Annotated in this window: 28 protein-coding genes; 18 read left to right on the forward strand and 10 right to left on the reverse strand. The window is 64.6% G+C overall.

The window, feature by feature from the left end; translation table 11 throughout:
- The first annotated feature begins 39 nt into the window (after positions 1–39).
- Positions 40–1,461, forward strand: a complete 1,422-nt coding sequence (locus tag M1E01_RS00260) for an amino acid permease (protein ID WP_457973137.1) — start codon at positions 40–42, stop codon at positions 1,459–1,461.
- Positions 1,462–1,662: 201 nt separating this feature from the next.
- Here the strand turns inward: M1E01_RS00260 and M1E01_RS00265 are convergent, their stop codons facing one another.
- Positions 1,663–1,998, reverse strand: coding sequence for a YnfA family protein (locus tag M1E01_RS00265; protein WP_457973138.1), 336 nt, complete (start codon positions 1,996–1,998; stop codon positions 1,663–1,665).
- A gap of 243 nt (positions 1,999–2,241) precedes the next feature.
- Here M1E01_RS00265 and rpsF point away from each other — a divergent pair, with 243 nt between their 5' ends.
- The 6 genes from rpsF (at position 2,242) to M1E01_RS00295 (ending at position 5,524) form a co-directional block, all read left to right on the forward strand.
- Positions 2,242–2,547, forward strand: a complete 306-nt coding sequence (gene rpsF / locus M1E01_RS00270; protein WP_400478403.1) for a 30S ribosomal protein S6 — start codon at positions 2,242–2,244, stop codon at positions 2,545–2,547.
- 53 nt (positions 2,548–2,600) lie between these two features.
- Positions 2,601–3,191 (forward strand): single-stranded DNA-binding protein, encoded by a 591-nt coding sequence (locus M1E01_RS00275; RefSeq protein WP_457973139.1) that lies wholly within the window; start codon positions 2,601–2,603, stop codon positions 3,189–3,191.
- Between the two features lie 123 nt (positions 3,192–3,314).
- Positions 3,315–3,554 (forward strand): 30S ribosomal protein S18, encoded by a 240-nt coding sequence (gene rpsR, locus M1E01_RS00280; protein ID WP_003800144.1) that lies wholly within the window; start codon positions 3,315–3,317, stop codon positions 3,552–3,554.
- Between the two features lie 17 nt (positions 3,555–3,571).
- Entirely contained in the window at positions 3,572–4,024 is a 453-nt protein-coding gene (rplI, locus tag M1E01_RS00285; RefSeq protein ID WP_457973140.1) for a 50S ribosomal protein L9, read from the forward strand.
- 425 nt (positions 4,025–4,449) lie between these two features.
- Positions 4,450–5,076, forward strand: coding sequence for an FMN reductase (locus tag M1E01_RS00290; RefSeq protein WP_457973141.1), 627 nt, complete (start codon positions 4,450–4,452; stop codon positions 5,074–5,076).
- A 97-nt stretch (positions 5,077–5,173) separates the two neighbouring features.
- Positions 5,174–5,524 (forward strand): TFIIB-type zinc ribbon-containing protein, encoded by a 351-nt coding sequence (locus M1E01_RS00295; protein WP_457973142.1) that lies wholly within the window; start codon positions 5,174–5,176, stop codon positions 5,522–5,524.
- A gap of 86 nt (positions 5,525–5,610) precedes the next feature.
- Here M1E01_RS00295 and M1E01_RS00300 read toward each other — a convergent pair whose 3' ends face one another.
- Positions 5,611–6,180 carry a hypothetical protein gene (locus M1E01_RS00300; protein ID WP_457973143.1) on the reverse strand — a complete coding sequence of 190 codons (570 nt, stop codon included), beginning with the start codon at positions 6,178–6,180 and terminating at the stop codon, positions 5,611–5,613.
- Positions 6,181–6,905: 725 nt separating this feature from the next.
- Between M1E01_RS00300 and dnaB the strand changes: the two genes are divergently transcribed.
- Positions 6,906–8,288, forward strand: coding sequence for a replicative DNA helicase (dnaB, locus tag M1E01_RS00305; protein ID WP_457973144.1), 1,383 nt, complete (start codon positions 6,906–6,908; stop codon positions 8,286–8,288).
- A gap of 4 nt (positions 8,289–8,292) precedes the next feature.
- Here the strand turns inward: dnaB and M1E01_RS00310 are convergent, their stop codons facing one another.
- Both M1E01_RS00310 and M1E01_RS00315 read right to left on the reverse strand, forming a co-directional pair.
- A complete protein-coding gene (locus tag M1E01_RS00310) occupies positions 8,293–9,264 on the reverse strand; it encodes an acyl-CoA thioesterase (RefSeq protein ID WP_457973145.1) in 972 nt (323 codons plus the stop codon).
- Between the two features lie 173 nt (positions 9,265–9,437).
- On the reverse strand, positions 9,438–9,872 hold the full coding sequence (locus M1E01_RS00315; RefSeq protein ID WP_457973146.1) for a DoxX family protein: 435 nt from the start codon (positions 9,870–9,872) through the stop codon (positions 9,438–9,440).
- Positions 9,873–10,092: 220 nt separating this feature from the next.
- Between M1E01_RS00315 and M1E01_RS00320 the strand changes: the two genes are divergently transcribed.
- From M1E01_RS00320 to M1E01_RS00330, 3 genes are all read left to right on the forward strand, one after another.
- Positions 10,093–11,445 carry an MATE family efflux transporter gene (locus M1E01_RS00320; RefSeq protein WP_457973147.1) on the forward strand — a complete coding sequence of 451 codons (1,353 nt, stop codon included), beginning with the start codon at positions 10,093–10,095 and terminating at the stop codon, positions 11,443–11,445.
- 46 nt (positions 11,446–11,491) lie between these two features.
- Positions 11,492–12,088, forward strand: coding sequence for a hypothetical protein (locus M1E01_RS00325; protein ID WP_457973148.1), 597 nt, complete (start codon positions 11,492–11,494; stop codon positions 12,086–12,088).
- Positions 12,089–12,171: 83 nt separating this feature from the next.
- Positions 12,172–12,540, forward strand: a complete 369-nt coding sequence (locus tag M1E01_RS00330) for a hypothetical protein (protein ID WP_457973149.1) — start codon at positions 12,172–12,174, stop codon at positions 12,538–12,540.
- A 23-nt stretch (positions 12,541–12,563) separates the two neighbouring features.
- Here M1E01_RS00330 and M1E01_RS00335 read toward each other — a convergent pair whose 3' ends face one another.
- On the reverse strand, positions 12,564–13,118 hold the full coding sequence (locus tag M1E01_RS00335) for a CGNR zinc finger domain-containing protein (protein WP_457973150.1): 555 nt from the start codon (positions 13,116–13,118) through the stop codon (positions 12,564–12,566).
- Between the two features lie 98 nt (positions 13,119–13,216).
- Between M1E01_RS00335 and M1E01_RS00340 the strand changes: the two genes are divergently transcribed.
- Positions 13,217–14,254: an EamA family transporter gene (locus M1E01_RS00340; RefSeq protein ID WP_457975022.1), complete on the forward strand. Its 1,038-nt coding sequence runs from the start codon at positions 13,217–13,219 to the stop codon at positions 14,252–14,254.
- 131 nt (positions 14,255–14,385) lie between these two features.
- Positions 14,386–14,658, forward strand: a complete 273-nt coding sequence (locus M1E01_RS00345; RefSeq protein WP_457973151.1) for a DUF2277 domain-containing protein — start codon at positions 14,386–14,388, stop codon at positions 14,656–14,658.
- Positions 14,659–14,683: 25 nt separating this feature from the next.
- Here the strand turns inward: M1E01_RS00345 and M1E01_RS00350 are convergent, their stop codons facing one another.
- The 4 genes from M1E01_RS00350 to M1E01_RS00365 form a co-directional block, all read right to left on the reverse strand.
- Complete coding sequence (locus M1E01_RS00350; RefSeq protein ID WP_457973152.1) at positions 14,684–16,981, reverse strand: heavy metal translocating P-type ATPase; 2,298 nt, start codon at positions 16,979–16,981, stop codon at positions 14,684–14,686.
- Between the two features lie 24 nt (positions 16,982–17,005).
- Complete coding sequence (locus tag M1E01_RS00355) at positions 17,006–17,236, reverse strand: heavy-metal-associated domain-containing protein (RefSeq protein WP_457973153.1); 231 nt, start codon at positions 17,234–17,236, stop codon at positions 17,006–17,008.
- Between the two features lie 52 nt (positions 17,237–17,288).
- On the reverse strand, positions 17,289–17,633 hold the full coding sequence (locus M1E01_RS00360; RefSeq protein ID WP_457973154.1) for a metal-sensitive transcriptional regulator: 345 nt from the start codon (positions 17,631–17,633) through the stop codon (positions 17,289–17,291).
- A 257-nt stretch (positions 17,634–17,890) separates the two neighbouring features.
- On the reverse strand, positions 17,891–18,400 hold the full coding sequence (locus M1E01_RS00365; RefSeq protein ID WP_457973155.1) for a universal stress protein: 510 nt from the start codon (positions 18,398–18,400) through the stop codon (positions 17,891–17,893).
- Positions 18,401–18,563: 163 nt separating this feature from the next.
- Between M1E01_RS00365 and M1E01_RS00370 the strand changes: the two genes are divergently transcribed.
- From M1E01_RS00370 to M1E01_RS00385, 4 genes are all read left to right on the forward strand, one after another.
- Entirely contained in the window at positions 18,564–18,764 is a 201-nt protein-coding gene (locus M1E01_RS00370; RefSeq protein WP_400478421.1) for a hypothetical protein, read from the forward strand.
- 239 nt (positions 18,765–19,003) lie between these two features.
- Positions 19,004–19,312 (forward strand): hypothetical protein, encoded by a 309-nt coding sequence (locus M1E01_RS00375; protein ID WP_457973156.1) that lies wholly within the window; start codon positions 19,004–19,006, stop codon positions 19,310–19,312.
- Between the two features lie 88 nt (positions 19,313–19,400).
- Positions 19,401–20,531, forward strand: a complete 1,131-nt coding sequence (locus M1E01_RS00380; RefSeq protein WP_457973157.1) for a WD40/YVTN/BNR-like repeat-containing protein — start codon at positions 19,401–19,403, stop codon at positions 20,529–20,531.
- Positions 20,532–20,540: 9 nt separating this feature from the next.
- Positions 20,541–20,828 carry a MoaD/ThiS family protein gene (locus tag M1E01_RS00385; protein WP_457973158.1) on the forward strand — a complete coding sequence of 96 codons (288 nt, stop codon included), beginning with the start codon at positions 20,541–20,543 and terminating at the stop codon, positions 20,826–20,828.
- A gap of 5 nt (positions 20,829–20,833) precedes the next feature.
- On the opposite strand, the gene M1E01_RS00390 is transcribed toward M1E01_RS00385, so the two are convergent.
- Positions 20,834–21,070, reverse strand: coding sequence for a hypothetical protein (locus M1E01_RS00390; RefSeq protein ID WP_457973159.1), 237 nt, complete (start codon positions 21,068–21,070; stop codon positions 20,834–20,836).
- Positions 21,071–21,293: 223 nt separating this feature from the next.
- Between M1E01_RS00390 and M1E01_RS00395 the strand changes: the two genes are divergently transcribed.
- On the forward strand, positions 21,294–23,039 hold the full coding sequence (locus M1E01_RS00395; protein WP_457973160.1) for a glycoside hydrolase family 13 protein: 1,746 nt from the start codon (positions 21,294–21,296) through the stop codon (positions 23,037–23,039).

The following is a 23,039-nucleotide window of genomic DNA, read 5'->3' on the forward strand; positions in this document are numbered from 1 at the left end:
CCCCAAGTTCCACCACATCAACAAGAGGACGGCGCATCCATGCACGCTGACCAACAGCTCTCTAAATCTTTGAAACCCCGCCACCTGTCGATGATTGCCATTGCCGGCGTCATCGGTGCAGGTCTGTTTGTCGGGTCCGGTGCCGCGATCCAGCAGGCCGGCCCGGGCATCCTCTTGGCCTACATGGCCGCGGGGATCGTGGTGATCCTGGTGATGCGGATGCTGGGTGAAATGGCTGCCGCCAACCCCGAAACGGGATCGTTCTCGACCTATGCCGACAAAGCACTGGGCAGCTGGGCAGGGTTCAGCATCGGCTGGCTGTATGCCTGGTTCTGGATCATCGTGCTCGGCATCGAGGCAACCGCAGGGGCTGCGATCATGCACCGCTGGGTGCCCGGCATCGACCAATGGATCTGGGCACTCGTGCTCATGGTGCTGTTGACGCTGACAAACCTTGGCTCGGTGAAGTCCTACGGTGAGTTCGAATTCTGGTTTGCTTCCATCAAAGTCACTGCCATTGTCCTGTTTCTCCTCTTCGGCGCTGCGGCCATCCTGGGCCTCGTTCCCGGCGTGCCGGCGCCGGGCCTGAGCAACCTGCTCGAGAACGGCGGCTTCCTGCCCAACGGTCCCGGCGCAGTGCTAGCCGGCATCCTGGTGGTCGTGTTCTCCTTCTTCGGCGCCGAAATCGCCACGATCGCCGCCGGGGAGTCCGAGAACCCCGTCGACGCCGTCAAGAAGGCCGTTAAGTCCACAGTGTGGCGCATCCTGGTCTTCTACATCGGCTCCATCGCCATCGTGGTCACCCTCCTGCCGTGGAACTCGGCCAGTGTTGCCAAGAGCCCGTACGTGGCTGTCATCGAGTTGTTCGGCATCCCCGGCGCGGGCACCATCATGGACATCGTGGTGCTCACCTCCGTACTGTCCTGCCTGAACTCGGGTCTGTACACGGCGAGCCGCATGCTGTTCTCGCTCTCCAAACGTGGAGATGCACCGAAGTCCTGGACCAGGATCTCCAAGCGCGGAGTTCCCGTTGCGCCCGTGCTGGCGTCCACCGTGGTCGGGTTCATCACGGTCGGCCTAAACTACATCGCCCCGGACACCGTGTTCCTGTTCCTGGTGAACACCTCAGGCGCCATCGCGCTGTTTGTGTGGCTCGTGATCGCGGCATCCCAGCTCATCCTGCGCCGCCGGATGGGTGCCGCGGCCAAGGACCTGTCCCTGAAGATGTGGCTGTTCCCCTACCTAACGTGGCTCGCGATCGGCAGCATCGTGGCCTTGATCATCGGCATGGTGATCCTCGAATCAACCCGCGAATCCCTGCTGCTGTCCGTTGCCCTGGCCGCTGTTGTGGTGGGCATCGGAGTATGGCGCTACCGCAAGGGCGGAACCGGCGCCGGGACCCCCGTCGGAACCGCTCCGGAATCAGTCCCCGCCGGAGCAGGCGCCGGGCCGGCTTCGTAGTTTCCTCCTGAGACCGCTGTACCCCACACTGCAGTACCCCACAATGCTGTAAAGCTCACACTGCTGTAACGCTCACACTGCTGTAACGCTCACGCTAAACCGTCCGCCGGGGCGAGCCGCAATGGCCCGCCCCGGCGGACGGTTTCTGGTGTAACTGACGCCGCTTCGGGCCCACGCTAACGCTGCGGACCTGCGCGGGAGTCACCCCTGCCGGGGCGCGAACATGATCAGCGCAACGCCTGCCAAGCACACCGCAGCTCCGATGAGATCCCAGCGGTCCGGCCTGAAGCCGTCAAGGACCACGCCCCAGACCAGTGACCCCACGATGAACACCCCGCCGTAGGCAGCCAGGACCCGGCCGAAGTGGGCGTCGGGCTGGAAGGCTGCCACAAAGCCGTAGAGACCCAGGGCCAGCACGCCGAGCCCGGCCCACCACCAGGCCTTGTCCTCCCGCACCGCCTGCCAGATCAGCCAGGCGCCGCCGATCTCTGCGGCAGCGGCCAGCGCGAACAGCAGCACCGATTTCAGGATCGTCATGGCTACAGTATTTCGCTGGCGGCGGTTTTCCACATAAGCGCAACCCCTCGTCGCGTCGCCGGCGTTCAGGCATTAGCCTCGAGTCAGAGGCCGAATCGCGGAAACCGTCCCGAATGCACTAAGATATTGAAGTCTGTGCTACGCCCTGTCTCCGTTCCGGAAAGGGGCATGCACGGCACCGCAAATGAACCTCCTGTTACGGAAATGCCGTAACCGCTTAGCCCAAAGGAGGTGGGTTCACATATGCGTCCTTACGAATTGATGGTAATCATCGACCCCGAGGTCGAAGAGCGTACCGTAGAGCCGTCGCTTCAGAAGTTCCTGAATGTCATCACCAACGATGGTGGAACCATCGAAAAGGTTGACATCTGGGGCCGCCGTCGCCTCGCCTACGACATCAAGAAGAAGTCCGAAGGTATCTACGCCGTGGTGAATTTCACCGCCAAGCCGGAAACCGCCAAGGAGCTTGACCGCCAGCTGGGTCTCAACGAGACCATCATGCGCACCAAGATCATCCGCCCCGAAGAGCAGAAGGTTGTTGCTGAGTAATCAGCTTCCCGCTTTCATTCTTTACCCCGCAGGAACGAACAAGGAGGCAGTAGATGGCAGGCGAAACCACTATTACGGTCATCGGTAATCTCACCAATGACCCCGAACTGAGGTTCACACCGTCAGGTTCGGCAGTAGCGAACTTCACCATCGCTTCTACGCCCCGCACGTTCGACCGCCAGTCTAATGAGTGGAAGGACGGGGAGACCCTGTTCCTCCGTGCATCGGTGTGGCGCGAAGCAGCCGAGAACGTCGCCGAGTCCCTGACAAAGGGCATGCGCGTGATCGTTTTCGGCAGGCTCAAGAGCCGTTCCTACGAAACAAAAGAAGGCGAAAAGCGCACCGTTATCGAGCTCGAGGTCGATGAAATCGGCCCGAGCCTGCGCTATGCCAACGCCAAGGTCAACCGCACCCAGCGCTCCGGCGGTGGGGGTGCCGGAAACGGCGCGCAGGGCGGCTTCGGCGGCGGCAACAGCGGCGGCGGTGGGTTCGGTGGCGGCCAGGGTGGAAACTTTGGCGGCGGCAACACCGGTGGAAACTGGGGCGGCAACCAGCCCGCGGCGCAGGACGACCCCTGGGCTACGCCCGGGGTCAGCAATGCCGGCGGCTGGGGCAATGGCCCGGATTCCGAACCTCCCTTCTAAAACACCACATTAAAGGTCCGTCGCGGGACCGCCCGGTGCCGAGGCACCAGGTGACTGCCGCTGCCGGACCACCACCATCCCGTGGATCAATATTCACGGGCTCCAAAGAATAGGAGCTCCACGATGGCTAAGGCTGAACTCCGTAAGCCCAAACCAAAGTCCAACCCCTTGAAGGCCGCTGACATCACCGTCATCGACTACAAGGACGTAGCATTGCTGCGCAAGTTCATCTCCGATCGCGGCAAGATCCGCGCCCGTCGCGTCACTGGCGTCACGGTGCAGGAACAGCGCAAGATCGCCCAGGCAATCAAGAATGCCCGCGAAGTTGCTCTGCTGCCTTACTCCGGCGCTGGCCGCGGCTAAGGAAGGGATTAACTAACATGGCAAAGCTCATTCTGACCCACGAAGTCACCGGTCTCGGTGCTGCAGGCGACATCATCGAGGTCAAGGACGGTTACGCACGTAACTACCTGCTGCCCCGCGGCTTCGCCCTGACCTGGTCCAAGGGTGGCGAGAAGCAGGTTGAGTCCATCAAGGCTGCCCGCGCCGCCCGCGAGCACGCTTCCCTGGAAGATGCTCAGAAGCAGGCCGCCGCTCTGTCCGCCAAGCCGGTCAAGCTGGTCGTCAAGGCCGGCGAAAGCGGCCGCCTGTTCGGCACGGTCAAGCAGGCCGACGTGGCCGACGCTGTTGAGGCTGCCGGCCTCGGCCGGATTGACAAGCGCAAGGTTGAACTGCCGGCGCACATCAAGTCGGTCGGTTCCTACCAGGCCAACGTCCGTCTGCACGACGACGTTGCCGCTGTGATCGAACTCGACGTAGTCGCAGGCAAGTAGTCTTCCGGCTTACGCCAGATCGCTGCGCAGTCCTGAGCTGCTGACGGCCCCCGCTGCCGGATTCCTTTGTGAATCCGACAGCGGGGGCTTTCGCTTTAAGCCCCCTGCTGATGGTCCTTCTAAACCTGCCATCGCCGACTGATAGCCTGCACGGGACGCGCACCGGCGTCCTATGTGGCGTCCCAAGGAACGGTGGTGGGGCGAAAGGGCCGCGTCGACATCGACGTCGTAGGGGACGGCCTCTGGGTGGGCAGAGGTGTCGTGACCTGCATCCAGGCAGCCACAGACCTGTGAAAGGCGACCCGGCTGTATCAGGCTCCTCTCCCCGCCACCGCAGTCGGAATAAATACTCAACAGGCCGGGTTAAGTGGGTATATGCAAATGCATGTACTGCCACAGGGCAGCCCGACTTGTAGGAGAAGACCGTGGAGACCCGCCGCATAACCGTACTGTCCGCCGGCCTGGGGGTGCCCTCGTCGAGCCGTCTGTTGGCGGATCAGCTCGCCGGTGCCGTGACACAGCAGCTTGCGGCGGCAGGCTACGAGGCAAGGCTTGAGGTTGTGGAGCTACGCGACCTTGCCGTGGACATTGCCAACAACTTTGTCGCCGGGTATGCAGCACCGCGGCTGGCTAAGGTCATCACCGGGGTCGAGGAGTCGGACGGCATCATCGCAGTAACGCCCGTCTTCAGCGCCTCCTACAGCGGGCTCTTCAAGTCCTTCATCGACGTGCTGGATCCCAAGTCCCTGGACGGAAAAGCCGTGCTGCTGGGCGCCACCGGCGGAACGGACCGCCATCAGATGGTGCTCGACTATGCCATGCGTCCGCTCTTCAGTTACCTGCGTACGCGGATTGCTGCCACTGCTGTCTTCGCCGGACCCCAGGACTGGGGAGACGCGGACGACGGCGGCACACCCCTGTCGGGGCGCGTTAAGCGGGCGGCGGGCGAGTTCGCCCGGCTGCTTGAAGGCGCGCAGCCCGGCCCGAAGGAAGAGTCCCTGGCGACCCGGCCGTTTGAAGAACTGCTTGCTGGGATCTCGGCGCGCGGCTGACCAGTTGGCGTTGCCCTGCCGGCCGCTTACCGGCGGGCAGTTAGGCAACGGGCAGCCGGCCGGCGAACTAATCAGCCCGGCTGCTCGTTGTGCGGGCATGAAATGTCCTGTGGATTCTGCTGACCTGATCATGAGTGAACGTAGCGGCGTGGAGATCGACTACTGTCCCCAGTGCCGGGGGGTGTGGCTGGACCGCGGCGAGCTGGACAAGATCATCGACCGCGCCGAGTCATTCGGGGGAGCGGCTGCGTCTCCGCAGGCTTCTCCGCCGCCGCCGGGCATGGTTCCGCCGCCTCTGTACTCTGAACATGACCTTCGGCGGGAACCGGCCCGCTACGACCGGCCCCGGTATGACGACCGCGGCCACGGCAAAGGCTACGACCGCGACTACGACCGCCGTCAGCCGAAAAAGAAGGAAGGCTGGCTGGGTGACCTCTTCGACTTCTAACGGGCGTCAGCGGCTCCTGACGGGCGTCAGCCGGAGACGGACTGCCTGCTGAGCGAGTCCGTAAGCCGGCTAATCACGGAGCAGAGCTAGTCATCTAGCAGGGCCAGGAACTCGCGGGCCTGCTTCATGGTGATATCCGAGTGCTTGGTAAGGGCGGTGGCGGCGGCTTCGATGTCGCCGCTTTTCGCCAGCGTCCGGATCCGGCCATATATCTCGTCGTTCAGCATGTTGCTGCTGACTTCGCGGGTGACGTCGCCTTTGCTGGCGATGGCCCGGTATCGGTACGGGAAGCGCTGCGGGGTCTCGTCATCGTCCGCCTCAGGCTCACCGGGTTTCTCAGGCGCCAAACGGAACGGCTGCGGATGGGCCGCCAGCGCAGCCACAGCATCCCGCGAGGCGCGGAGGCCAAGGCCGGACACCTCGTAGAAAAGCTTGATGGCGGCCATGGCCTGCCCCTGAGCGATAAGGGCGTACAGCCTGCGGTGCTCGTCCTCCGACAGCCTCGCCGCAGCCGACCTTGCCAGTTCTGCCGAATCGGGGGGTGCCTGCTCAGGCCCCCCCGATTTCTGCTGACTGCGGCTCCAGGCGCGCGCAGCCAGGACCACGGCGACCGTGACGGCCACGAGGATCAAGAGGGGGATTAGGAGCGATTCCATGGTTCTAAAGCCAATCTGCATATTGCTTGCCGCCACGCATATATAGAGCTTAAGCCCGATGCCCGTTATCCACAGCATATGCAGATCAGGCCAGGGGGCCGGGTGCCGCTATCCCTGCAGGGATAACGCCCTGTCCACAACAGCGAGGCACCGTCGATGCCCGACCAGTCCGCGCGAGGTTCATCACACTGTGGGCATATGCGGGCTCAGAACCGACCATTTACTGCCCGGTATCCCCAGTGAACCCACACAAGCTGTGGATTGAGGTTTGGGGAAAAAAATACTTGCGTCCACAGGCGGGGAGGCGTGTTTTCGCAGGTCAAAGGACTATTGAGGGACAAAAAAACTTTGTATCCACATCTCCACCCACAGGCTGTGCACAAGGAGAAGTGCATTGTGCACAGGTTATCCACAGAGGTGCAAAACTCGCCGCTTTGTGCGTTGCCCATCGGGCGCTAACGTAGCGGAGACGTTGACCCCCAGTCACTGCGCCAGAACGGCCAATCTCCCTGGATCTCTCTTTCCGAGTTTCAGCTGATAGCCCCTGCCCTGTGGATAACCTGTGGACGGCGTCGCCTGCTACTCGTGCACTTCGTGGAATTGTCAGGGCCTGCTGGTACGTGTTTTCCCAGCGGCGCAACAGCACCGCTGACGTGCGCGCCGACGGCACACGGCACAAGGCTGCACCCCTGCACGGGGTGCGGCGACTATGGAGGACGGCAGCTTTGTCAGTTACGCACTTGGATACAATCGAGGTCTCGCGCGGATCCGAGGGCAGCCGCAAACCTCCGCAGGATATTGCCGCCGAGCAGTCGGTGTTGGGGGGCATGATGCTTTCCAAGGACGCCATTGCGGACGTCGTGGAGATTCTCCGGGGACAGGACTTCTACCGGCCCGCCCACGAGACCATCTACGAGGCTGTCATCGACCTTTATGGCCGCGGGGAGCCAGCGGATGCGGTGACTGTTTCGGATGAGCTGACCAAGCGCGGAGAGATCAACAGGATCGGCGGCCCTGCCTACCTGCACGAGCTCATCCAGACAGTGCCCACAGCGGCCAACGCCGGGTACTACGCAGAGATCGTGGCCGAACGCGCCGTCCTCAGGCGGCTGGTCAATGCCGGCACCAAGATTGTCCAGCTCGGCTACGGCCAGGACGGCGAGGTCGAAGACCTCGTCAACCAGGCGCAGGCCGAGGTTTATGCTGTGGCCGAGCGCCGGACAGCTGAGGACTATGTGGTCCTGAAGGACGTCATGGAGTCCACTGTGGACGAGATTGAGGCGTCCGGCCACCGCGGAGAAGGAATGGTGGGTGTTCCCACCGGCTTTTACGAGCTGGATGAACTCACGCATGGCCTCCACCCCGGCCAGATGATCGTCATCGCGGCGCGTCCGGCCGTGGGTAAGTCCACCTTCGCTCTGGATTTCGCGCGCTCAGCCGCGATCAAAAACAACCTCGCTACCGTCATGTTTTCACTGGAAATGGGTCGCAACGAGATTGCCATGCGCCTCCTCTCAGCGGAGGCCACCATTGGTCTTCAGGACCTGCGCAAGGGCACCATTAAGGACGAACAGTGGTCGAAGATCGCGACCACCATGGGCCGAATGAATGATGCTCCGTTGTTTATCGATGACAGCCCCAATATGTCCCTGATGGAAATCCGGGCGAAGTGCCGTCGGCTGAAACAGCAGCATGACCTCAAGCTCGTAATCCTCGACTACCTGCAGCTGATGAGCTCCGGCAAGAAGGTGGAATCCCGCCAGCAGGAGGTTTCGGAATTCTCGCGTGCGCTTAAGCTGCTGGCCAAGGAGCTGCAGGTCCCCGTCATTGCCCTCTCACAGCTGAACCGTGGCTCTGAGCAGCGGCAGGACAAGCGTCCGATGGTCTCTGACCTCCGTGAATCCGGATCCATTGAGCAGGATGCTGACATGGTCATCCTGCTGCACCGTGAGGACGTCTACGACAAAGAATCGCCCCGTGCCGGCGAAGCCGACATCCTCGTCGCCAAGCACCGTAACGGCCCCACAAAAGACATCGTGGTGGCCTTCCAGGGGCACTACTCCCGCTTTGCCAACATGGCGGCGGACGCCGGAGGCGGCGGGTTCTAGCCGGCTACGCTCCGGAATGCAGCAGGTGGTTGGGCAGCCGGTTTCCGGGGGCGGCCGCACGTATTTCCAAGAGGTGCCGGGCGTGGGCGTGCAGGCGCTCGTCCTCATCGGAGACCGGCACCCACTGGGGAATCGGGACCGAGTTGCCCTCGGAGTCCCGGGCGACCATGACCGTGAGGCAGTAGGTAGTCAGATTCAGTTCCCGGCCTTTCGGGTCTCCTGACCGGACGTGTACCGCCACGTGCATGCCTTTGGTGCCCGTGTAGACGAGGCGCGCTTCCACTTCCACCACGTGTCCTATCAGCAGCGGGCGGTAGAACCGGACACCCCCGGAGAACACCGCCACCGTATCCATGCCGCAATGGCGTGATGCGCAGACGTAGGCTGCCTCGTCGATCCACTTCATGACGGTCCCGCCGTGGACCTTCCCGCCCCAGTTGACATCCGTGGGTGCTGCCATGAACCGGAGCACCACGCGTTCCGCCGTGCCGGCGTCGGTATATTCCTGCGCACTCATGGCTTCCACGATCTGTTCGCGGATCTTGATCCGTGCCAGGGCATGCTCGCGCTGTTCCACTTCCTCGGCAGTGGAAGGCTCAAACTGCTGGACCGGAATCGGCTTGCCGTCTTCACCAACTGCCACGAAGATCACCATGCACTGGCTCCGCATGGTGGCGGCTCCGCCCTTGGCGTCACCGGAGGACACCACGGTGCGGATGTGCATGGAGGACCGGCCCGTGTACACGATCGTGGCGGTGACCTCCACCATGTCCCCGCTGTTGACAGGGTCCGCGAAGTGGATGTTGCCAACGTAGGCGGTGACGCAGTAAGACTTGGCCCAGCCGACGGCGGCCGCATACGCCGCCTTGTCCACCCACTCCAGGACAGTGCCTGCATCCACGGAGCCGCTGTGACCGACGTCGGTGGGGGCCGCGAGGAAGCGGAGGGTCACGGAATTGGCGGCAGTCTCGCTCATGGTGTGAGTTTATGGCCCAGTGCTGAACTGACCCAACGAAGAAGCTGACCCAACGAAGACGCCGACAGAACGAAAATGGCGGCTGCCCACCCAGAGGTGCGCAGCCGCCATCCGTCGCCAAAGCCGCCCGCTGCAGGAGAGGAGGCCCGGCGAAAGGCAGTGTCACGGAAGGACTAGGCGAGAACGCTCAGCTTGGAGTTCGTCCGGCCGAAGAGGGCGCGGTCAACGGAAAGGCGGCCGGCTCCGGCCAGGGCAACAGCGGCGGCGGCGGCGGCCAGCAGGAGGACCAGTTCGAAGCCGCCGTTGGCGGCGAAGACGCCCGCCGGGGCGTGCACCAGGAAAAAGGCGCCCAGCATGTTGAGAGCCAGGAGGGCGGAGAAAACGCGGGTCAGGACGCCCAGAATCAGGGCGATGCCGCCCACCAGCTCGAGTGTGGCGATGACCGGAGCCACGGCCTCGGCTGCGGGAACACCCATCTTCGAGAAGGCGGCCTGCGTGCCGGCGATGGTGAACTCGTTGAACTTTTGCCAGCCGTGAGCGGCAAACAGGAATCCTGCAACAATACGCAGGATGGTCAGTGCGGCGGTGGTCAGGGAGGACTGGTTCATGGGAAATATCACCGTTCGTATCGGTTGTGTTTGGTCATCTGCGGCGAGGGATCGCCGCGAAGGTTCCATTCCACTGTCGCAATTATTAGTTGAAGAGTCAACTATCGTGACAAGTCGCACCTTGCGGCCCCTGGAAGGACTCTGTCTGCGGGTCCGCCAAGGTGCAGGTGATTACGGTCCGGCGGGCAGCTAAGTGATGCAGCACGGCTAGGCTACTTCCGTGTCTGATTCCCCTGCCGCCGCCGTCCCGGTGGTCAAGCCTGGCAGCCATGCCCGCGAGATTCTGCGGCTGGCCGTGCCCGCGTTCGGTGCCCTGATCGCGGAGCCGCTGTTCCTGCTTGCCGATTCAGCCATCGTGGGCCACCTGGGCGTGGCGCAGTTGGCCGGTGTCGGGCTCGCGTCCGCAGTGCTGCACACCGCCGTTGGGCTCATGGTGTTCCTCGCCTACTCCACCACGCCGGCCGTGGCGCGGGCGGTCGGCGACGGGCAACTTGCCAAGGCACTTGCGGCCGGACGCGACGGCGTATGGCTGGCCCTGCTCCTCGGCACGGCGCTGGCGGCCGCAGGCTTCCTCGCCGCCGAGCCTCTGGTGACCCTGATGGGTGCAGGCGGGGAGGTCCATGCATTCGCCGTGGACTACCTGCGCTGGTCCATGCCGGGACTGGTGGCGATGCTCCTGACCTTCGCGGGAACGGGCGTCCTCCGGGGACTGCAGGACACCCGCACCCCGCTGGTGGTCGCTACCGCGGGTTTCACCCTGAATATCCTGCTGAACCTGTTCCTGGTTTATGGGCTCGCCTGGTCTGTGACCGGCTCGGCTGTCGGTACCAGCATTGCCCAATGGGCCATGGCAGCTGTTTACCTGGCGATGGTCCAGCGCAACGCCCGGCGCCACGGGGTTTCCCTGATGCCCGACTGGCACGGAATCCGGGCGATGACAAAAGTCGGGTCCTGGCTGATGCTCAGGACGCTGAGCCTGCGGATTGCCATCCTGGCCACCGTGCTGGTGGTCACCGGGCAGGGTGCGGTAAACCTCGCGGCGCATCAGCTGGCCATGACCGTGTTTACCTTCCTTGCCTTCGCACTGGACGCCCTGGCGATTGCCGCGCAGGCCCTTATCGGCAAGGAGCTGGGCGCTTCCAATCCTGGGAAGGCCCGGCAGCTGACGCGCACCATGATCCGGTGGGGCACCGGTTTCGGTGTCGTTACCGGTGCGCTGCTCGCGCTGGCAGCTCCCGTTGCCGGCGCCCTGTTTACCCCCGACGCCGGCGTGCAGTCCGTCCTCACGGTTACGCTTTGGGTCCTCGCGGCGGGACAGCCGGTGGCCGGTTACGTTTTCGTGCTCGACGGTGTGCTGATCGGTGCGGGGGACGCCAAGTATCTGGCGGTTGCCGGCGTGGTGAACCTGGCGGCGTATCTGCCCCTACTCTTCGCGGTTCCGCTTGCAGGGATGTCGGGAGGGGAGGCCCTGGTATGGGTGTGGGCGGCCTTTTCGCTGGGCTACATGCTGGCGCGTGCTGTGACTTTGGGACTGAGGGCCGGGACCGACCGCTGGATGGTGCTCGGCTCCTGAGCCTGCGCTGGTTAGGCGCGCTGCCTCTGCGCACTAAACTGGAGCGGTGACTTTTCCCCCGAACCCTGCCGGAGCGGACTCCGTGACGGCCCACCCGTTGGAGTTGTGGAAGCCGGTGCTGTTCCGGGCGCTTGCCGCGCTGGTTTTTGGCGCCGTGACAATATTCTGGTCCACGCCCTCGGAGCCCGGCATGGGAATCGCCGGCGGACTGTACCTCCTGGCCACCGGCGCCGTGCTGTTCTGGGGCATTCCCCCGGCAGGCCTCCGGCGCGACGCGCAGCCCGGCCAGATCCTGTCCGCTGCCGCATCCGTCCTGACCGGCGCGGGCTTCACGCTGATGATCCTGCCGGGGAGCCTGCTGTTCGCCGTCATCGCGGCCCTCGGCCTCGGCCTCCTCGCAGCGGCCGAGCTCTACCTCGGCCTGCGGTTCCGGGGGCGGCATGTCCTCGCACGCGACTGGCTTGCCTCGGGCGTCATCGGGCTGGGTACAGCGGTTGCCTTGCCCTTCTTTGTTTCGCTGGGTCCGCACGCCTTGCTGGGTGTGGCGGGCGGAGGGGCCATCATCTCGGGCGTGCTCTGGATCCTGGCCGGCCTCTCGCTCAGGCATGATGCGCTGAAGGGCGCCGAAAAGGCCGTAAACTAGAGGCAAGGGTTCTACTCGCTGTAGAACAAATACACATCACACGGGCCGGCGCAAAGCCCACCGCCCGCACGAGAGGACACGCCGTGGCACACCAAAAGCCAGGAGAACCGCGCAATCTGCGGACCTCGGTTAAGGGACCGCTCATGTTCTCCGCCTTCTGGGCAGTGGTGGCCTTTTTCGCCGTGCTGATTTTCGCCTCCGGCGGCAGCTCCCGCGTTCCGCGGTTCGACCTTGCCTTTACCGCCGCAGGCATCGCCTTCATCGTCACGCTGGTTATCGCGGCCATGCTGTCCATGAGCTACAAAGACAACGCGGAGCACTTGGGCAAAGGCTCCGGCGTGAACCTCAGCTCCGCCAAGCGGGCGCCGCGCGGGTACAGCCAGGGAACCCAGGCTCCGCCAAGCGCTCCCGGTGCAGCCGGTGAGTCAAAGCCCGACGGCGACACCCCCTAGCGCCGGCCACCCGCCGGCCGTCCTCAGCCCGCTTTCTCTTCGGTCGCCCGGCGGGCCCGATACGCGGCGACATGTGCGCGGTTGGCACAGTTTCCGGTATCGCAGTACCGCTTTGACCGGTTGCGGCTCAGGTCCAGCACCACGGCATCGCAGTCGTCTGCCGCGCAAACCAGCATCCGGTCCATCTCCTTGCTGCGGATCACATCCACCAGCGCCATGGCTGCCTCCGTTCCCATTCGGTCCGCCAGCGGGGCGTCCCGTGCAGTGGCATGCAGATGCCAGTCCCACCCGTCGTGTTTGAGGAGCTGGGGAAGGGCGTGTGCCTCGCGCAGGAGCCGGTTGACGCCTTCCACCGCCGTGTCCTCGTCCGCCGTCCAAAGCCTTGCCAGCTCAGCCCGAAGGGCGTGGACGCTTGCCAGTTCGGCGGCGTCCCGGATCCGCGATCCGGTGAAGCCCTCGGCCTCTAAGAAGCGGTCGAGGTCCGCTTGTGTAGCCAGCTTTTCTTGCCCATTTGCGGCGCTGTTAATCAGATGCACGGCGGTCCGCAGTGCCACCTCTGCGTCAGGGGCAAAAACCATCTTGACTCCTTACACTGCCTGACCGTAGTGTCAGGACCAATACCTTACTTTACTCCTGACAGGATGCCGCCATGACTGCCGCCAGCAACCGCTCCAAGATGCCTGCCGAGGTTGGGCAGGCATCCCCTACGGCTGCTCCTGAACTTACGGCTGCAACGAATTTCCTGGCCTCCGGGCTGGGTGTCGCGTTGTTCTCCTCGGCCGTGTTCGGTCTTTCAGGGTCCTTCGCAAAGGCCCTCCTGGAAACTGGCTGGACACCGGGAGCGGCGGTGACAGCCCGGCTGACCGGGGCAGCCCTCATCCTGGCGATACCGGCCGTGTTTGCACTCCGCGGACGCTGGCACCAGTTGCGGGAGAACTGGCTGACCATCGTTCTGTTCGGCCTGATCGGCGTGGCTGCCTGCCAGCTGTTCTACTTCAACGCGGTGTCACTGCTGTCCGTGGGAGTGGCACTGCTGCTGGAATACCTCGCCCCGGTGCTGATCGTGCTGTGGCTCTGGGCGGCCAGCAGGAAGCGGCCGCGGCCACTGACCGTCGCGGGGACACTGCTGTCCCTGGGAGGTTTGGTGTTGGTGCTGGACCTCACGGGCGCGGTGAAGGTCGACGTTGTCGGCGTGCTGTGGGGCATGGCGGCAGCAGTCTGCCTGGCCATCTACTTTTTCATCACCGCCAAGGAAAATGACACTCTCCCCCCGATCGTCCTCGCTTCGGGCGGTCTGCTGGTCGGTGCCGCGGTGATGTGGCTGGCCGGGGCCAGCGGCCTCCTCCCCATGGCGTTCACCATGACTGATACGAAGCTTGGGCCTTGGACGACGCCTTGGTGGCTTCCGCTGGCAGGACTGATCGTCCTGGCCACTGTCCTGGCGTACGTTTCGGGAATCATGGCCGCGCGTGCCCTCGGTTCCAAGGTCGCGTCCTTCGTCTCCCTGACCGAGGTGCTGTTCGCCGTGATCTGGGCTTGGCTGCTGCTCGGTGAACTGCCGGCAGCCATCCAGCTGGCAGGCGGTGTCCTGATCGTGGGCGGCGTGGTCCTTGTCCGGTTGGATGAGCTGCGGGGAACCCGTTCCGGAACTCAACCGGGGACTGTAGCGTCCGCACCGCTGGACCACCCGAACGACGTCGAACCCGTTCCCTAAGTTCTCCCGCCGGCGGGAAGATCCCGTACAGTCCTGCCCCTGGCCGCGGAGGGCTGGGCGGGTGTTCCGGGAACCGCGTTGCCTCATGTCGATAGGTCGATTTCAGGCGGAGCAGCGCCTAGCATGGCGGTATGTGCCGGAACATCCGAACCCTCCACAACTTCAAACCGCACGCCACCTCCGAGGAGATTCATGCAGCGGCGCTGCAGTACGTGCGCAAGATCAGCGGCAGCACCAAGCCGTCCAAAGCCAACGAGGAGGCTTTCGAGCGGGCCGTGCATGAGGTGGCGCATGCGACGCAGCATCTGCTCGAATCCCTCGTGGCCCACGCACCGGCCAAGGACCGGGACGAGGAGGCCGCGAAGGCCAAGGCCAGGGCAGCAGTCCGCTTCGGCGCCGCCTAGCCACCAGGACTACTGATCACCCTGACTACTTTCCGAAGCGGCGCAGCCGGAGTGAATTGGCCACCACCAGCACGGAGCTGGCTGCCATGGCGACGCCGGCGATCATCGGATTGAGCAGTCCGAGAGCTGCCACCGGGATGCCCACGGCGTTGTAGAAGAACGCCCAGAACAGGTTGGTCTTGATCGTGGCCAGGGTGCGGCGGGAGAGCTCGATGGCAGTTGCCACCTGGCCCAGGTCGTTGCCCATGACGGTCAGGTCCGCGGCCTCGATGGCCACATCCGTGCCGGATCCCATCGCGATCCCAAGATCGGCCTGCGCCAGGGCCGGGGCGTCGTTCACGCCGTCCCCCGCCATGGCCACCGTGAGTCCGTCGGCCTGAAGCCGGCGGACTGCGTCCACTTTGCCGTCGGGCAGAACTCCCGCGAATACGTCGTCCGGATGGATTCCGACGGCGGCGGCCACCTGGGCGGCCACAGCGCCGTTGTCACCGGTCAGCAGGACAGGCCGCAGGCCCAGCCGCCGGAGCCTGGTGACCGCCGCCTTCGAGCCGGGCTTGATGGTGTCGCGCAGGCAGATGATGCCCGCCGGCTCGCCGTCCACCGCGACCCAGATGGCCGTGGCGCCTGAGTTCTCCGCGTCCCGCAGGGCCTGCTGCTGGTCCGGCCGCAGGGCAATGCCATTGTCCTGCAGCCACCCCGTGCGGCCAGCAACAACCGACCGCCCTTCCACGGTACCGGCCACTCCGCCGCCCGGGGCGGACCGGAACCCGACAACGCCAGGAAGCTTTCCGCCGTCGTCCGTCCCTACACTCAGGGCGGGCAACGCGGCCCGGGCGGCGGCAGCGATGGCGTGCGCAATTGGGTGCTCGGAGGCGGCTTCCACCGCCCCGGCGAGCCGCAGGACGTCGGTATCGCTGAAGGGCGCAAAGTTAACCGTCGAATCGACTGCCAGCTGTCCGCTGGTGACCGTGCCCGTCTTGTCCAGCAGGATCGTGTCTACCGTGCGCGTGTCCTCCAGGACCTGCGGGCCCCTGATGAGAATGCCGAGCTGTGCGCCGCGGCCGGTACCGGTGAGGAGTCCCACGGGTGTGGCCAAACCCAGGGCGCAGGGGCATGCAATCACCAGCACGGCCACCGCGGCAGTGAATGCGGAGCGGAGTTCCGGCGCGGTGATCCCGGGAGCTGCAGCCAGCAGCCAGCCGGCGAAGGTGAGCACGGCAACAGCCAGCACGATGGGGACGAAGACTGCGCTGATGCGGTCCGCGAGCCGTGCGATGGGGGCCTTGCCGGTCTGTGCCTGGGCAACGAGCCGCCCCATCTGGGCGAGCGTAGTTTCAGCGCCGACGCGGGTGGCTTGTACCAGCAGGCGGCCGGAGGTGTTGATGGTGGCACCTATGACCGGGCTTTCCGGGCCGACTTCCACCGGTACTGATTCCCCCGTCACCAGGGAGGCGTCGACGGCGGATGCACCCTCAATCACGACGCCGTCCGTCGCTATTTTTTCACCGGGGCGAACCACGATGACGTCGCCGACGGCAAGTTGCTCGGCCGGGACCTTCACTTCCGAGCCGTCAACCAGCACCGTGGCGTCCTTGGCCCCGAGGTTGAGCAGCGCTTTGAGAGCGTCGCCCGCCTTCGCCTTGGCATTCGCCTCAAGGTAACGGCCCAGCAGCAGGAAGGTAGTGACCACGGCGGCAACCTCGAAGTAAAGTCCGCCGGAGCCGCTCATTCCTTCCATGCCGGGGTGTTCGGTAAGACGCGGGTCCGCGATCAGCTGCCCTACGGAGAAGGTGTAGGCGGCGATGACCCCCAGGGAAACCAAGGTGTCCATGGTGGAGGCCAGGTGCCGGGCATTGACGGCGGCGGCACGGTGGAACGGCCAGGCGGCCCAACTGACCACGGGCAGCGCCAGCGCTGCGGCGGCCCAGCCCCAGTGCGGGAACTGGAATCCCGGCAGCATGGAGATCAGGAAGACCGGGACCGTCAGGACGGCCGCAACGATGAGCCTCGGCTTCAGGCCGGTGTGGTGAGTCGCTTCCTGTCCGGGCGTCCCCTGCTCCGCAGGCGGCGTGATGTGCACCGGGCGCTTGATCCGGGCTTTGTACCCGGCGGCTTCCACCTGGTCTGTGATCTGCCGGTCCGTGATTCCGGCCGGGACCATGACCTGGGCGGACTCGAGGGGGAGATTGACCGAGGCATGGACACCCTCGAGCTTGCCGAGCTTCTTTTCCACCCGGTTCACGCAGGACGCGCAGGTCATGCCCTCGATGTCGAGCTCGATAATCCTGGTGTCCGGGCGGCCCGGGAGCTGTTCGGTGCTCATGTTGTTCATCGATCCCGTGGAGGCTTACGCCTCGTCGCCCACCATGAGGTAACCGGCTTCAGCCACGGCTTCGCCGATCTCGGACGGGGAGAGTTCCTTTGTTGAGGTGATGGTGACCCTGGAAAGGCCGCCGGAGTTAAGGTCGATGTCGATCTCCTCGACGCCGTCGAGCGCTTCGATTTCTTCGCTAACGGCTGATACGCAATGCCCGCAGGTCATGCCGGAGACGTGGACAGTGGTGGAGATGGTGCTCATGGCTGGCTCCTCTTGAAGGGCCGACAGGCGGGTCGGCGGGTTGGTGTTTTGGTTATCGGAGCAGACGGCCGATGGCGTCTGCAGCTTCCTTGACTTTGATGTCTATGGCCTCGGCGCGGAGTTCGGGATCCGGTTCGGAGGCCGCGCCGATCACGCAATGGCCGATATGTTCTTCCACGAGCCCCAGACTGACCGCATGGAGGGCCTTCGTGACGGCAGACACCTGGGTCAGGATGTCGATGCAGTACTTGTCTTCCTCGACCATGCGTGCGATGCCCCGCACCTGGCCCTCGATACGGCGGAGCCTGCGCAGGTAGGCTTCCTTGTCCGCCGTGTAGCCGTGCTGGGGCTCGGGTGCATCAGCCGCTGCCGGCAAGGAATCCTCAGGCGTTTTCATAGACCTAACATATACCCCCTAGGGGTATCAGTCAACAGCCTGCCCAGCTGGCCGCGCCCTGAACGGGGCACAAAAAAGCTCCGGAGTGCGTTATTGGGGGATACGCACTCCGGAGCAGTCTTTTGGCAGGCCCTGGATCAACCTGCGGTCCCTAGCTTACTTTCCGGTAACGGCGTCCGCCACCACCCCGAATAACTACTTTCGCTTTATTTACAAGAGGGACCGGCGTGTCGAAAGGTCGGGTTTGCCTGAGTCAGTCAGTCGGCGCGGTCTTCGTGGGCCGGCTTCCGGTAAGGCACCACCAGGACCGGGCGGCTTTGGTGGTGGGTGAGCCAAGCCGCGACGGAGCCGTTAAGCAGTTCCGTGATGCGGTGCCCGAAACCCCGCTCCGGGGTGCCCACAATGATCATCGGGGCATCGACCTCAGCTGCCAGCCGTCCGAGTGCCCTTGCGGGGTCCCCGGCGAGGGTGCGGAGGGTCCATTCAACGGGAGTGCCCGCGCGGACCGCGTCGCCAATGACGGACTTCAGGTTCTCTGTCACGGAGCGGATGTCCTCGTCGTCCTTCTCGGGATGCAGCGAAAGCCGGTGCGTCGAGCGGGCAGGGTCCCACTCCACGAGGTAGCTGGCCTCGTCCACGTAGGCGCACAGCAGCGGGGCCGTCAGCCGCTGGGCAAGGGAGGCGGCTGTCCGGAGGACTTCGGGATGCTGGTTGGGAACGACCCCGACGAGCAGAGGAGGAGGACCGCTGAAGTGCTCTGGAGCCATACTCCATTGTGTTCCCGGGTGTTGCCATTGACCATCCTTTGAGCTGGGCGTTTATCTCCCGGAAGCCTTCGATCGGCCCCTAAACCCGTCCGCGAATTGCAGGCCTTTCCCTTGAACCGGAGGTGCGGCGCGCATAGCGTTGAGTCGTAGAGAGGCGGCGGACATGCAAATTTTCATGTGGTGGCTTGATCTGGACCTGAAGAGCAAGGAGTGGCTCCGGGAACACCTCCGGGCCGAGGAGCTTCCGCTCTTTGTGCTGCAGGGAATCGCAGAGGCGGGAGGTCCGCATCCGGAGAGCCCGCAGGCAGTGTTGACTGAAGCCGACTGGGATTTCATCGAAACCCAGTCCGAATTCGTGGACTGACGGTCTCTACAGGCGATGTAGGGCTGCCCGTGCCACGGGCAGCCAGTCCCAATGTGTCGTGTATCCGCACGTACAACGGCGGCCGGTTGTTTCTTTGCCGTCACTGGAAGTACTCGCGCCCACACTTAAAAATGCCACCTTGTCACTTTGCCCACATCTGTTCGTGGCGCAACCGAAAGTGCGGGCTGTGCGCCGCATACTGGAACGAGCAGACCGTTCGTGGGGAAAGGGGCGCAGGCATGAGAACTGTGATGAAAGTCGTGCGGAATGAGTACTTTCCCGCGGCTGCCGTGCTGGTGCTGGTGGTGCTGTTCTGGACGGCTGGTCTCTTCGGCGGCCTCTCGCTGCTGAGCAGGAGCCAGCCGCCCCTCGCAACGCTGACGTGGCTGCTGTTTGTCTACGCTGTTGCGGTTCTGTCGCCCCTGGCCGGCCTGCTTGCCGCCGTTGACCTCGCCCGCCGCTGGTGGCGCAGTCGCCGGCGAAGTGAGCTGCGGACAGCGGCGCGGACCCGTTTTGCTTCGAGGCGGAGTCCCGCCTCGAAGGGGTGAACCTCAACGGTGTGTTACGCCGTCGGATGAGGTACCCCGTGCCGTCGGCCTGCCAAAACCATTGCAGGCATCGAAGCGGAGTGGTTCGATGGGGTGCATGGCTACCCCAGAGACGTACCTTTTAGCGATCGGAACCAAAAAGGGACTGTGGCTGGCGACCAGCCAGGACCGCCGGGAGTGGTCCTTCTCCGGCCCCCATTTCCTGATGAGCGAGATACCGAGTATCGGAATCGACACGAGGGACGGCCGGACCAGGATCATGGTGGGGGTGCGCTCCGAGCATTGGGGCCCGACCGTTGCCCATTCCGATGATCTCGGCGCGAGCTGGACTGAACCCGAACAGGGTGCCATCAAATTCCCCGACGGGACGGATGCCGCCGTCGAGCGCATCTGGCAGATCCACCCGGATGCCGACGCCCGGCCGGGCGTGGTCTGGGCCGGGGCCGAGCCGATTTCTGTATGGAAGTCCATGGACGGCGGCGAGCACTTCGAGCTGAACCGCGGACTGTGGGACCACCCGCACCGCAGCGCATGGGGCGCCGGCTACGGCGGCGCCGCCGCGCACTCGATCGTCGTCGGCTCCTCCGGAGAAAACGTGCACGTCGCCATGAGCACCGGCGGCGTCTACCGATCGCTCGATGGCGGCACCTCCTGGGAGCCCCGGAACCGGGGAATTTCTGCGTACTTCATGCCGGATCCCAACCCGGAATTCGGCCAGTGCGTGCACAAAATTGCGGCGGATGCCGCCGTCGATGGCCGCCTGTATGCGCAGAACCACCACGGCGTGTACCGCAGTGATGACAATGGCGAGAGCTGGCAGTCCATAGCCGAGGGGCTGCCGGCCGACTTTGGGTTCGTCATGCTGACCCATCCGCGCCGGGCAGGAACGGCCTGGGTGATTCCCTTAAAGGCCGACGGCGAGCGGATCCCGCCCGATGGAAAGCTCGCCGTGCACCGCACAGACGACGCCGGCGGAAGCTGGAAGCGGCTGGACTCGGGGTTGCCGCAGTCCGAATACAACGCAGTGCTCCGTGACGCGGCCGCCGTGGATTCTGCTGAACCCGCCGGGGTGTACTTCGGAACGCGCGGCGGTGCCGTGTACGCCAGCGGCGATGAGGGTGAAACCTTCACAGAGGTCGCCTCGCACCTGCCGGACGTGCTGTGTGTCCGGGCCGCCGCCGTGGCGGATTCCCGGGTGCCGGCGACGGCGTCCCCCTGAGGGTCCGCTGTGGCTGAGATCAGCGTGGTGCTTCCCAGCGTCCTTCAGCCGCTCGCCGGCGGGCAGTCCTTCCTGACTGCGCCCGCCGACGGGACGGTGACTGTGGGGTGGTTGCTTGGTGCCGTGACCGGGGATTACCCGGTGCTTGCCAGGCGCCTGCGCGACGAAACGGGTGCCCTCCGCCGCTACGTGAATATTTACGTGAACGGTGACGAGGTCCGGCGCCTGCAAGGCCTGGATACGGAGGTTTCTGCCGGCGAGGAAGTGCTGGTCATCCAGTCCGTGGCCGGAGGATAGCTGGCTCAGGCGACCCGCCAGACGCTGCACTCGTCGGCATTGATGGCCTTGCGCATGCCGCTGTGATGATCCATGATCCAGACCACGCCGATCCCGGGCGCTGTCTCCTGGACGCTGCCGCGGCGGATGATGACGTCGTCGTAGTTGGGGCCGACCGACAGACGTGCTTCAATCTCGTCCCCGCGGTGGAGCTGGTCCAAAGCGCGGACGCGCGTTATGTGGGATTTGGCTTCCTTCAACATGGCTTGGCCTCCTGAGCTGGAGCTGGTGCCGGCTATTGCCGGCACTTCCAGTGTGGCCGGGCATTGTTGCGCCTTCATTTCCTGCCCGTTAGCAGCCCGTTAGTTTTGCGCTCCGGAGCGGTTTCGCGGAGCCTGCAGCTTTCCGCCATTGACCCGGCAATCTTCTCCAACAAGACTTTCCTGTGGGCCTGCAGCCCGTCACGCCGACCGGGAGGAACCAGCCATGACCATTGAGGAAACCGAAGCAGAAACGGACTATCGGGCCGGGCGGGAGTGGTTCAAGAGCGCCGTGGTCTACCAGATCTATCCGCGCAGTTTTGCCGATTCCGACGGCGACGGCATCGGCGACCTTCGCGGAATCATCGGCAAGCTGGACTACCTGCACAAGCTGGGTGCCGACGTCGTCTGGCTGTCCCCGGTGTACCGCTCGCCGCAGGATGACAACGGCTATGACATCAGTGATTACCGGGACATCGACCCCGTCTTCGGGGACCTGGAAACCCTCGATGAGCTTCTGGAAGGCCTGCACGCACGGGGCATGAAGCTGGTGATGGACCTCGTGGTCAACCACACCTCCGATGAGCACCCCTGGTTCGTGGAGTCCCGCTCCAGCAAGGACAACCCAAAGCGGGACTGGTACTGGTGGCGCCCGCCGCGCGCGGGAGCCGGGACAACAAGAGCCGAGCCCGGAACGGCAGGGGCGGAACCGAACAATTGGGGCTCTGCTTTTTCCGGCCCGGCCTGGGAGTACGACGCCGCGACGGGGGAGTACTACCTCCACCTGTTCTCGAAAAAGCAGCCGGACCTCAACTGGGAGAACCCGGAGGTGCGTGCGGCCGTCTACGACATGATGAACTGGTGGCTGGACCGCGGCGTGGACGGCTTCCGCATGGACGTCATCAACTTCATCTCCAAGGAGCCATCACTGCCGGACGGCCCCATCGCCGAGGGCAAGCTCTACGGTGACGGCAGCCCGTACTTCATCTGCGGCCCCCGCATCCATGAATTCCTGCAGGAGATGCACCGGGAGGTGTTCGCCGGACGGGACAAGGAACTGCTCACTGTCGGCGAGATGCCCGGGGTGACGGTGGATGATGCGGTGCTGTTCACCGACCCGGGCCGCCGCGAGGTGGACATGGTGTTCCAGTTCGAGCACGTGGCCCTGGACCAAGAGAACGGCAACAAATGGCGCCCCAGGAAACTCCGGCTCACCGACCTGAAACAGTCGCTGGGGCGCTGGCAGGAAGCCCTGGGGGAGCGCGGCTGGAACAGCCTCTACTGGGGCAACCATGACCAGGCCCGCGCTGTCTCCCGCTTCGGCGACGACGGTGAGTACCGCGAGCAGTCGGCCAAGATGCTCGCTGCCGTCCTCCACCTGCACCGCGGCACGCCCTACGTCTACCAGGGCGAAGAGCTGGGCATGACCAACATGTCCTTCGGCGCGATCAGCGACTACCGCGACATTGAGGTCCTGAACCACCACCGGGAAGCCACCACGCATCTCGGCCACACCGATGCCGAAGTCCTCGCAGCCCTGGCCCCGTTGAACCGTGACAACGCACGGACCCCCGTGCAATGGGACGCCAGCCGCCACGGCGGCTTCACGACAGGGGCGCCGTGGATCGCGGTCAATCCGAACGCCAACACTATCAATGCAGCGGCCCAGGTGGACGATCCCGAGTCCGTCTTCAGCTTCTACCGGCAGGTGATCGCCCTCCGGCACACGGATCCGGTGGTCGCCTACGGCGACTTCACCATGCTGCTTCCCGACGACGAACACGTCTACGCGTTCCGGCGCTGCCTTCCGGACACCGAGATGCTGGTCCTCGGAAACTTTTCAGGCAGCGGGCAGCCGGTGGACCTCGACGGCTCCTGGGCGGGCGCGGAGCTGGTGTTGGGAAACTACCCACCCGCACCGGGGCTGGTGTTGCGCCCCTGGGAGGTGAAGGTGCTGCGCCGCAGCCTGTAG

Source organism: Arthrobacter sp. D1-17 (assembly GCF_054130535.1).

Bases quoted from the DNA above. Each gene is read 5' to 3' on its own strand.
- M1E01_RS00355 (WP_457973153.1), bottom strand. From the start codon at position 17,236: ATGAGCACCATCTCCACCACTGTCCACGTCTCCGGCATGACCTGCGGG.
- M1E01_RS00300 (WP_457973143.1), bottom strand. From the start codon at position 6,180: ATGGAATCGCTCCTAATCCCCCTCTTGATCCTCGTGGCCGTCACGGTC.
- M1E01_RS00390 (WP_457973159.1), bottom strand. From the start codon at position 21,070: ATGTTGAAGGAAGCCAAATCCCACATAACGCGCGTCCGCGCTTTGGAC.
- M1E01_RS00335 (WP_457973150.1), bottom strand. From the start codon at position 13,118: ATGGTTTTTGCCCCTGACGCAGAGGTGGCACTGCGGACCGCCGTGCAT.
- M1E01_RS00380 (WP_457973157.1), top strand. From the start codon at position 19,401: ATGGGGTGCATGGCTACCCCAGAGACGTACCTTTTAGCGATCGGAACC.
- rpsR (WP_003800144.1), top strand. From the start codon at position 3,315: ATGGCTAAGGCTGAACTCCGTAAGCCCAAACCAAAGTCCAACCCCTTG.
- M1E01_RS00370 (WP_400478421.1), top strand. From the start codon at position 18,564: ATGCAAATTTTCATGTGGTGGCTTGATCTGGACCTGAAGAGCAAGGAG.
- M1E01_RS00345 (WP_457973151.1), top strand. From the start codon at position 14,386: ATGTGCCGGAACATCCGAACCCTCCACAACTTCAAACCGCACGCCACC.
- M1E01_RS00295 (WP_457973142.1), top strand. From the start codon at position 5,174: ATGAAATGTCCTGTGGATTCTGCTGACCTGATCATGAGTGAACGTAGC.
- M1E01_RS00375 (WP_457973156.1), top strand. From the start codon at position 19,004: ATGAGAACTGTGATGAAAGTCGTGCGGAATGAGTACTTTCCCGCGGCT.
- M1E01_RS00315 (WP_457973146.1), bottom strand. From the start codon at position 9,872: ATGAACCAGTCCTCCCTGACCACCGCCGCACTGACCATCCTGCGTATT.
- M1E01_RS00340 (WP_457975022.1), top strand. From the start codon at position 13,217: ATGCCTGCCGAGGTTGGGCAGGCATCCCCTACGGCTGCTCCTGAACTT.
- rplI (WP_457973140.1), top strand. From the start codon at position 3,572: ATGGCAAAGCTCATTCTGACCCACGAAGTCACCGGTCTCGGTGCTGCA.
- M1E01_RS00350 (WP_457973152.1), bottom strand. From the start codon at position 16,981: ATGAGCACCGAACAGCTCCCGGGCCGCCCGGACACCAGGATTATCGAG.
- M1E01_RS00360 (WP_457973154.1), bottom strand. From the start codon at position 17,633: ATGAAAACGCCTGAGGATTCCTTGCCGGCAGCGGCTGATGCACCCGAG.
- M1E01_RS00395 (WP_457973160.1), top strand. From the start codon at position 21,294: ATGACCATTGAGGAAACCGAAGCAGAAACGGACTATCGGGCCGGGCGG.
- rpsF (WP_400478403.1), top strand. From the start codon at position 2,242: ATGCGTCCTTACGAATTGATGGTAATCATCGACCCCGAGGTCGAAGAG.
- M1E01_RS00275 (WP_457973139.1), top strand. From the start codon at position 2,601: ATGGCAGGCGAAACCACTATTACGGTCATCGGTAATCTCACCAATGAC.
- M1E01_RS00260 (WP_457973137.1), top strand. From the start codon at position 40: ATGCACGCTGACCAACAGCTCTCTAAATCTTTGAAACCCCGCCACCTG.
- M1E01_RS00310 (WP_457973145.1), bottom strand. From the start codon at position 9,264: ATGAGCGAGACTGCCGCCAATTCCGTGACCCTCCGCTTCCTCGCGGCC.
- M1E01_RS00265 (WP_457973138.1), bottom strand. From the start codon at position 1,998: ATGACGATCCTGAAATCGGTGCTGCTGTTCGCGCTGGCCGCTGCCGCA.
- M1E01_RS00365 (WP_457973155.1), bottom strand. From the start codon at position 18,400: ATGGCTCCAGAGCACTTCAGCGGTCCTCCTCCTCTGCTCGTCGGGGTC.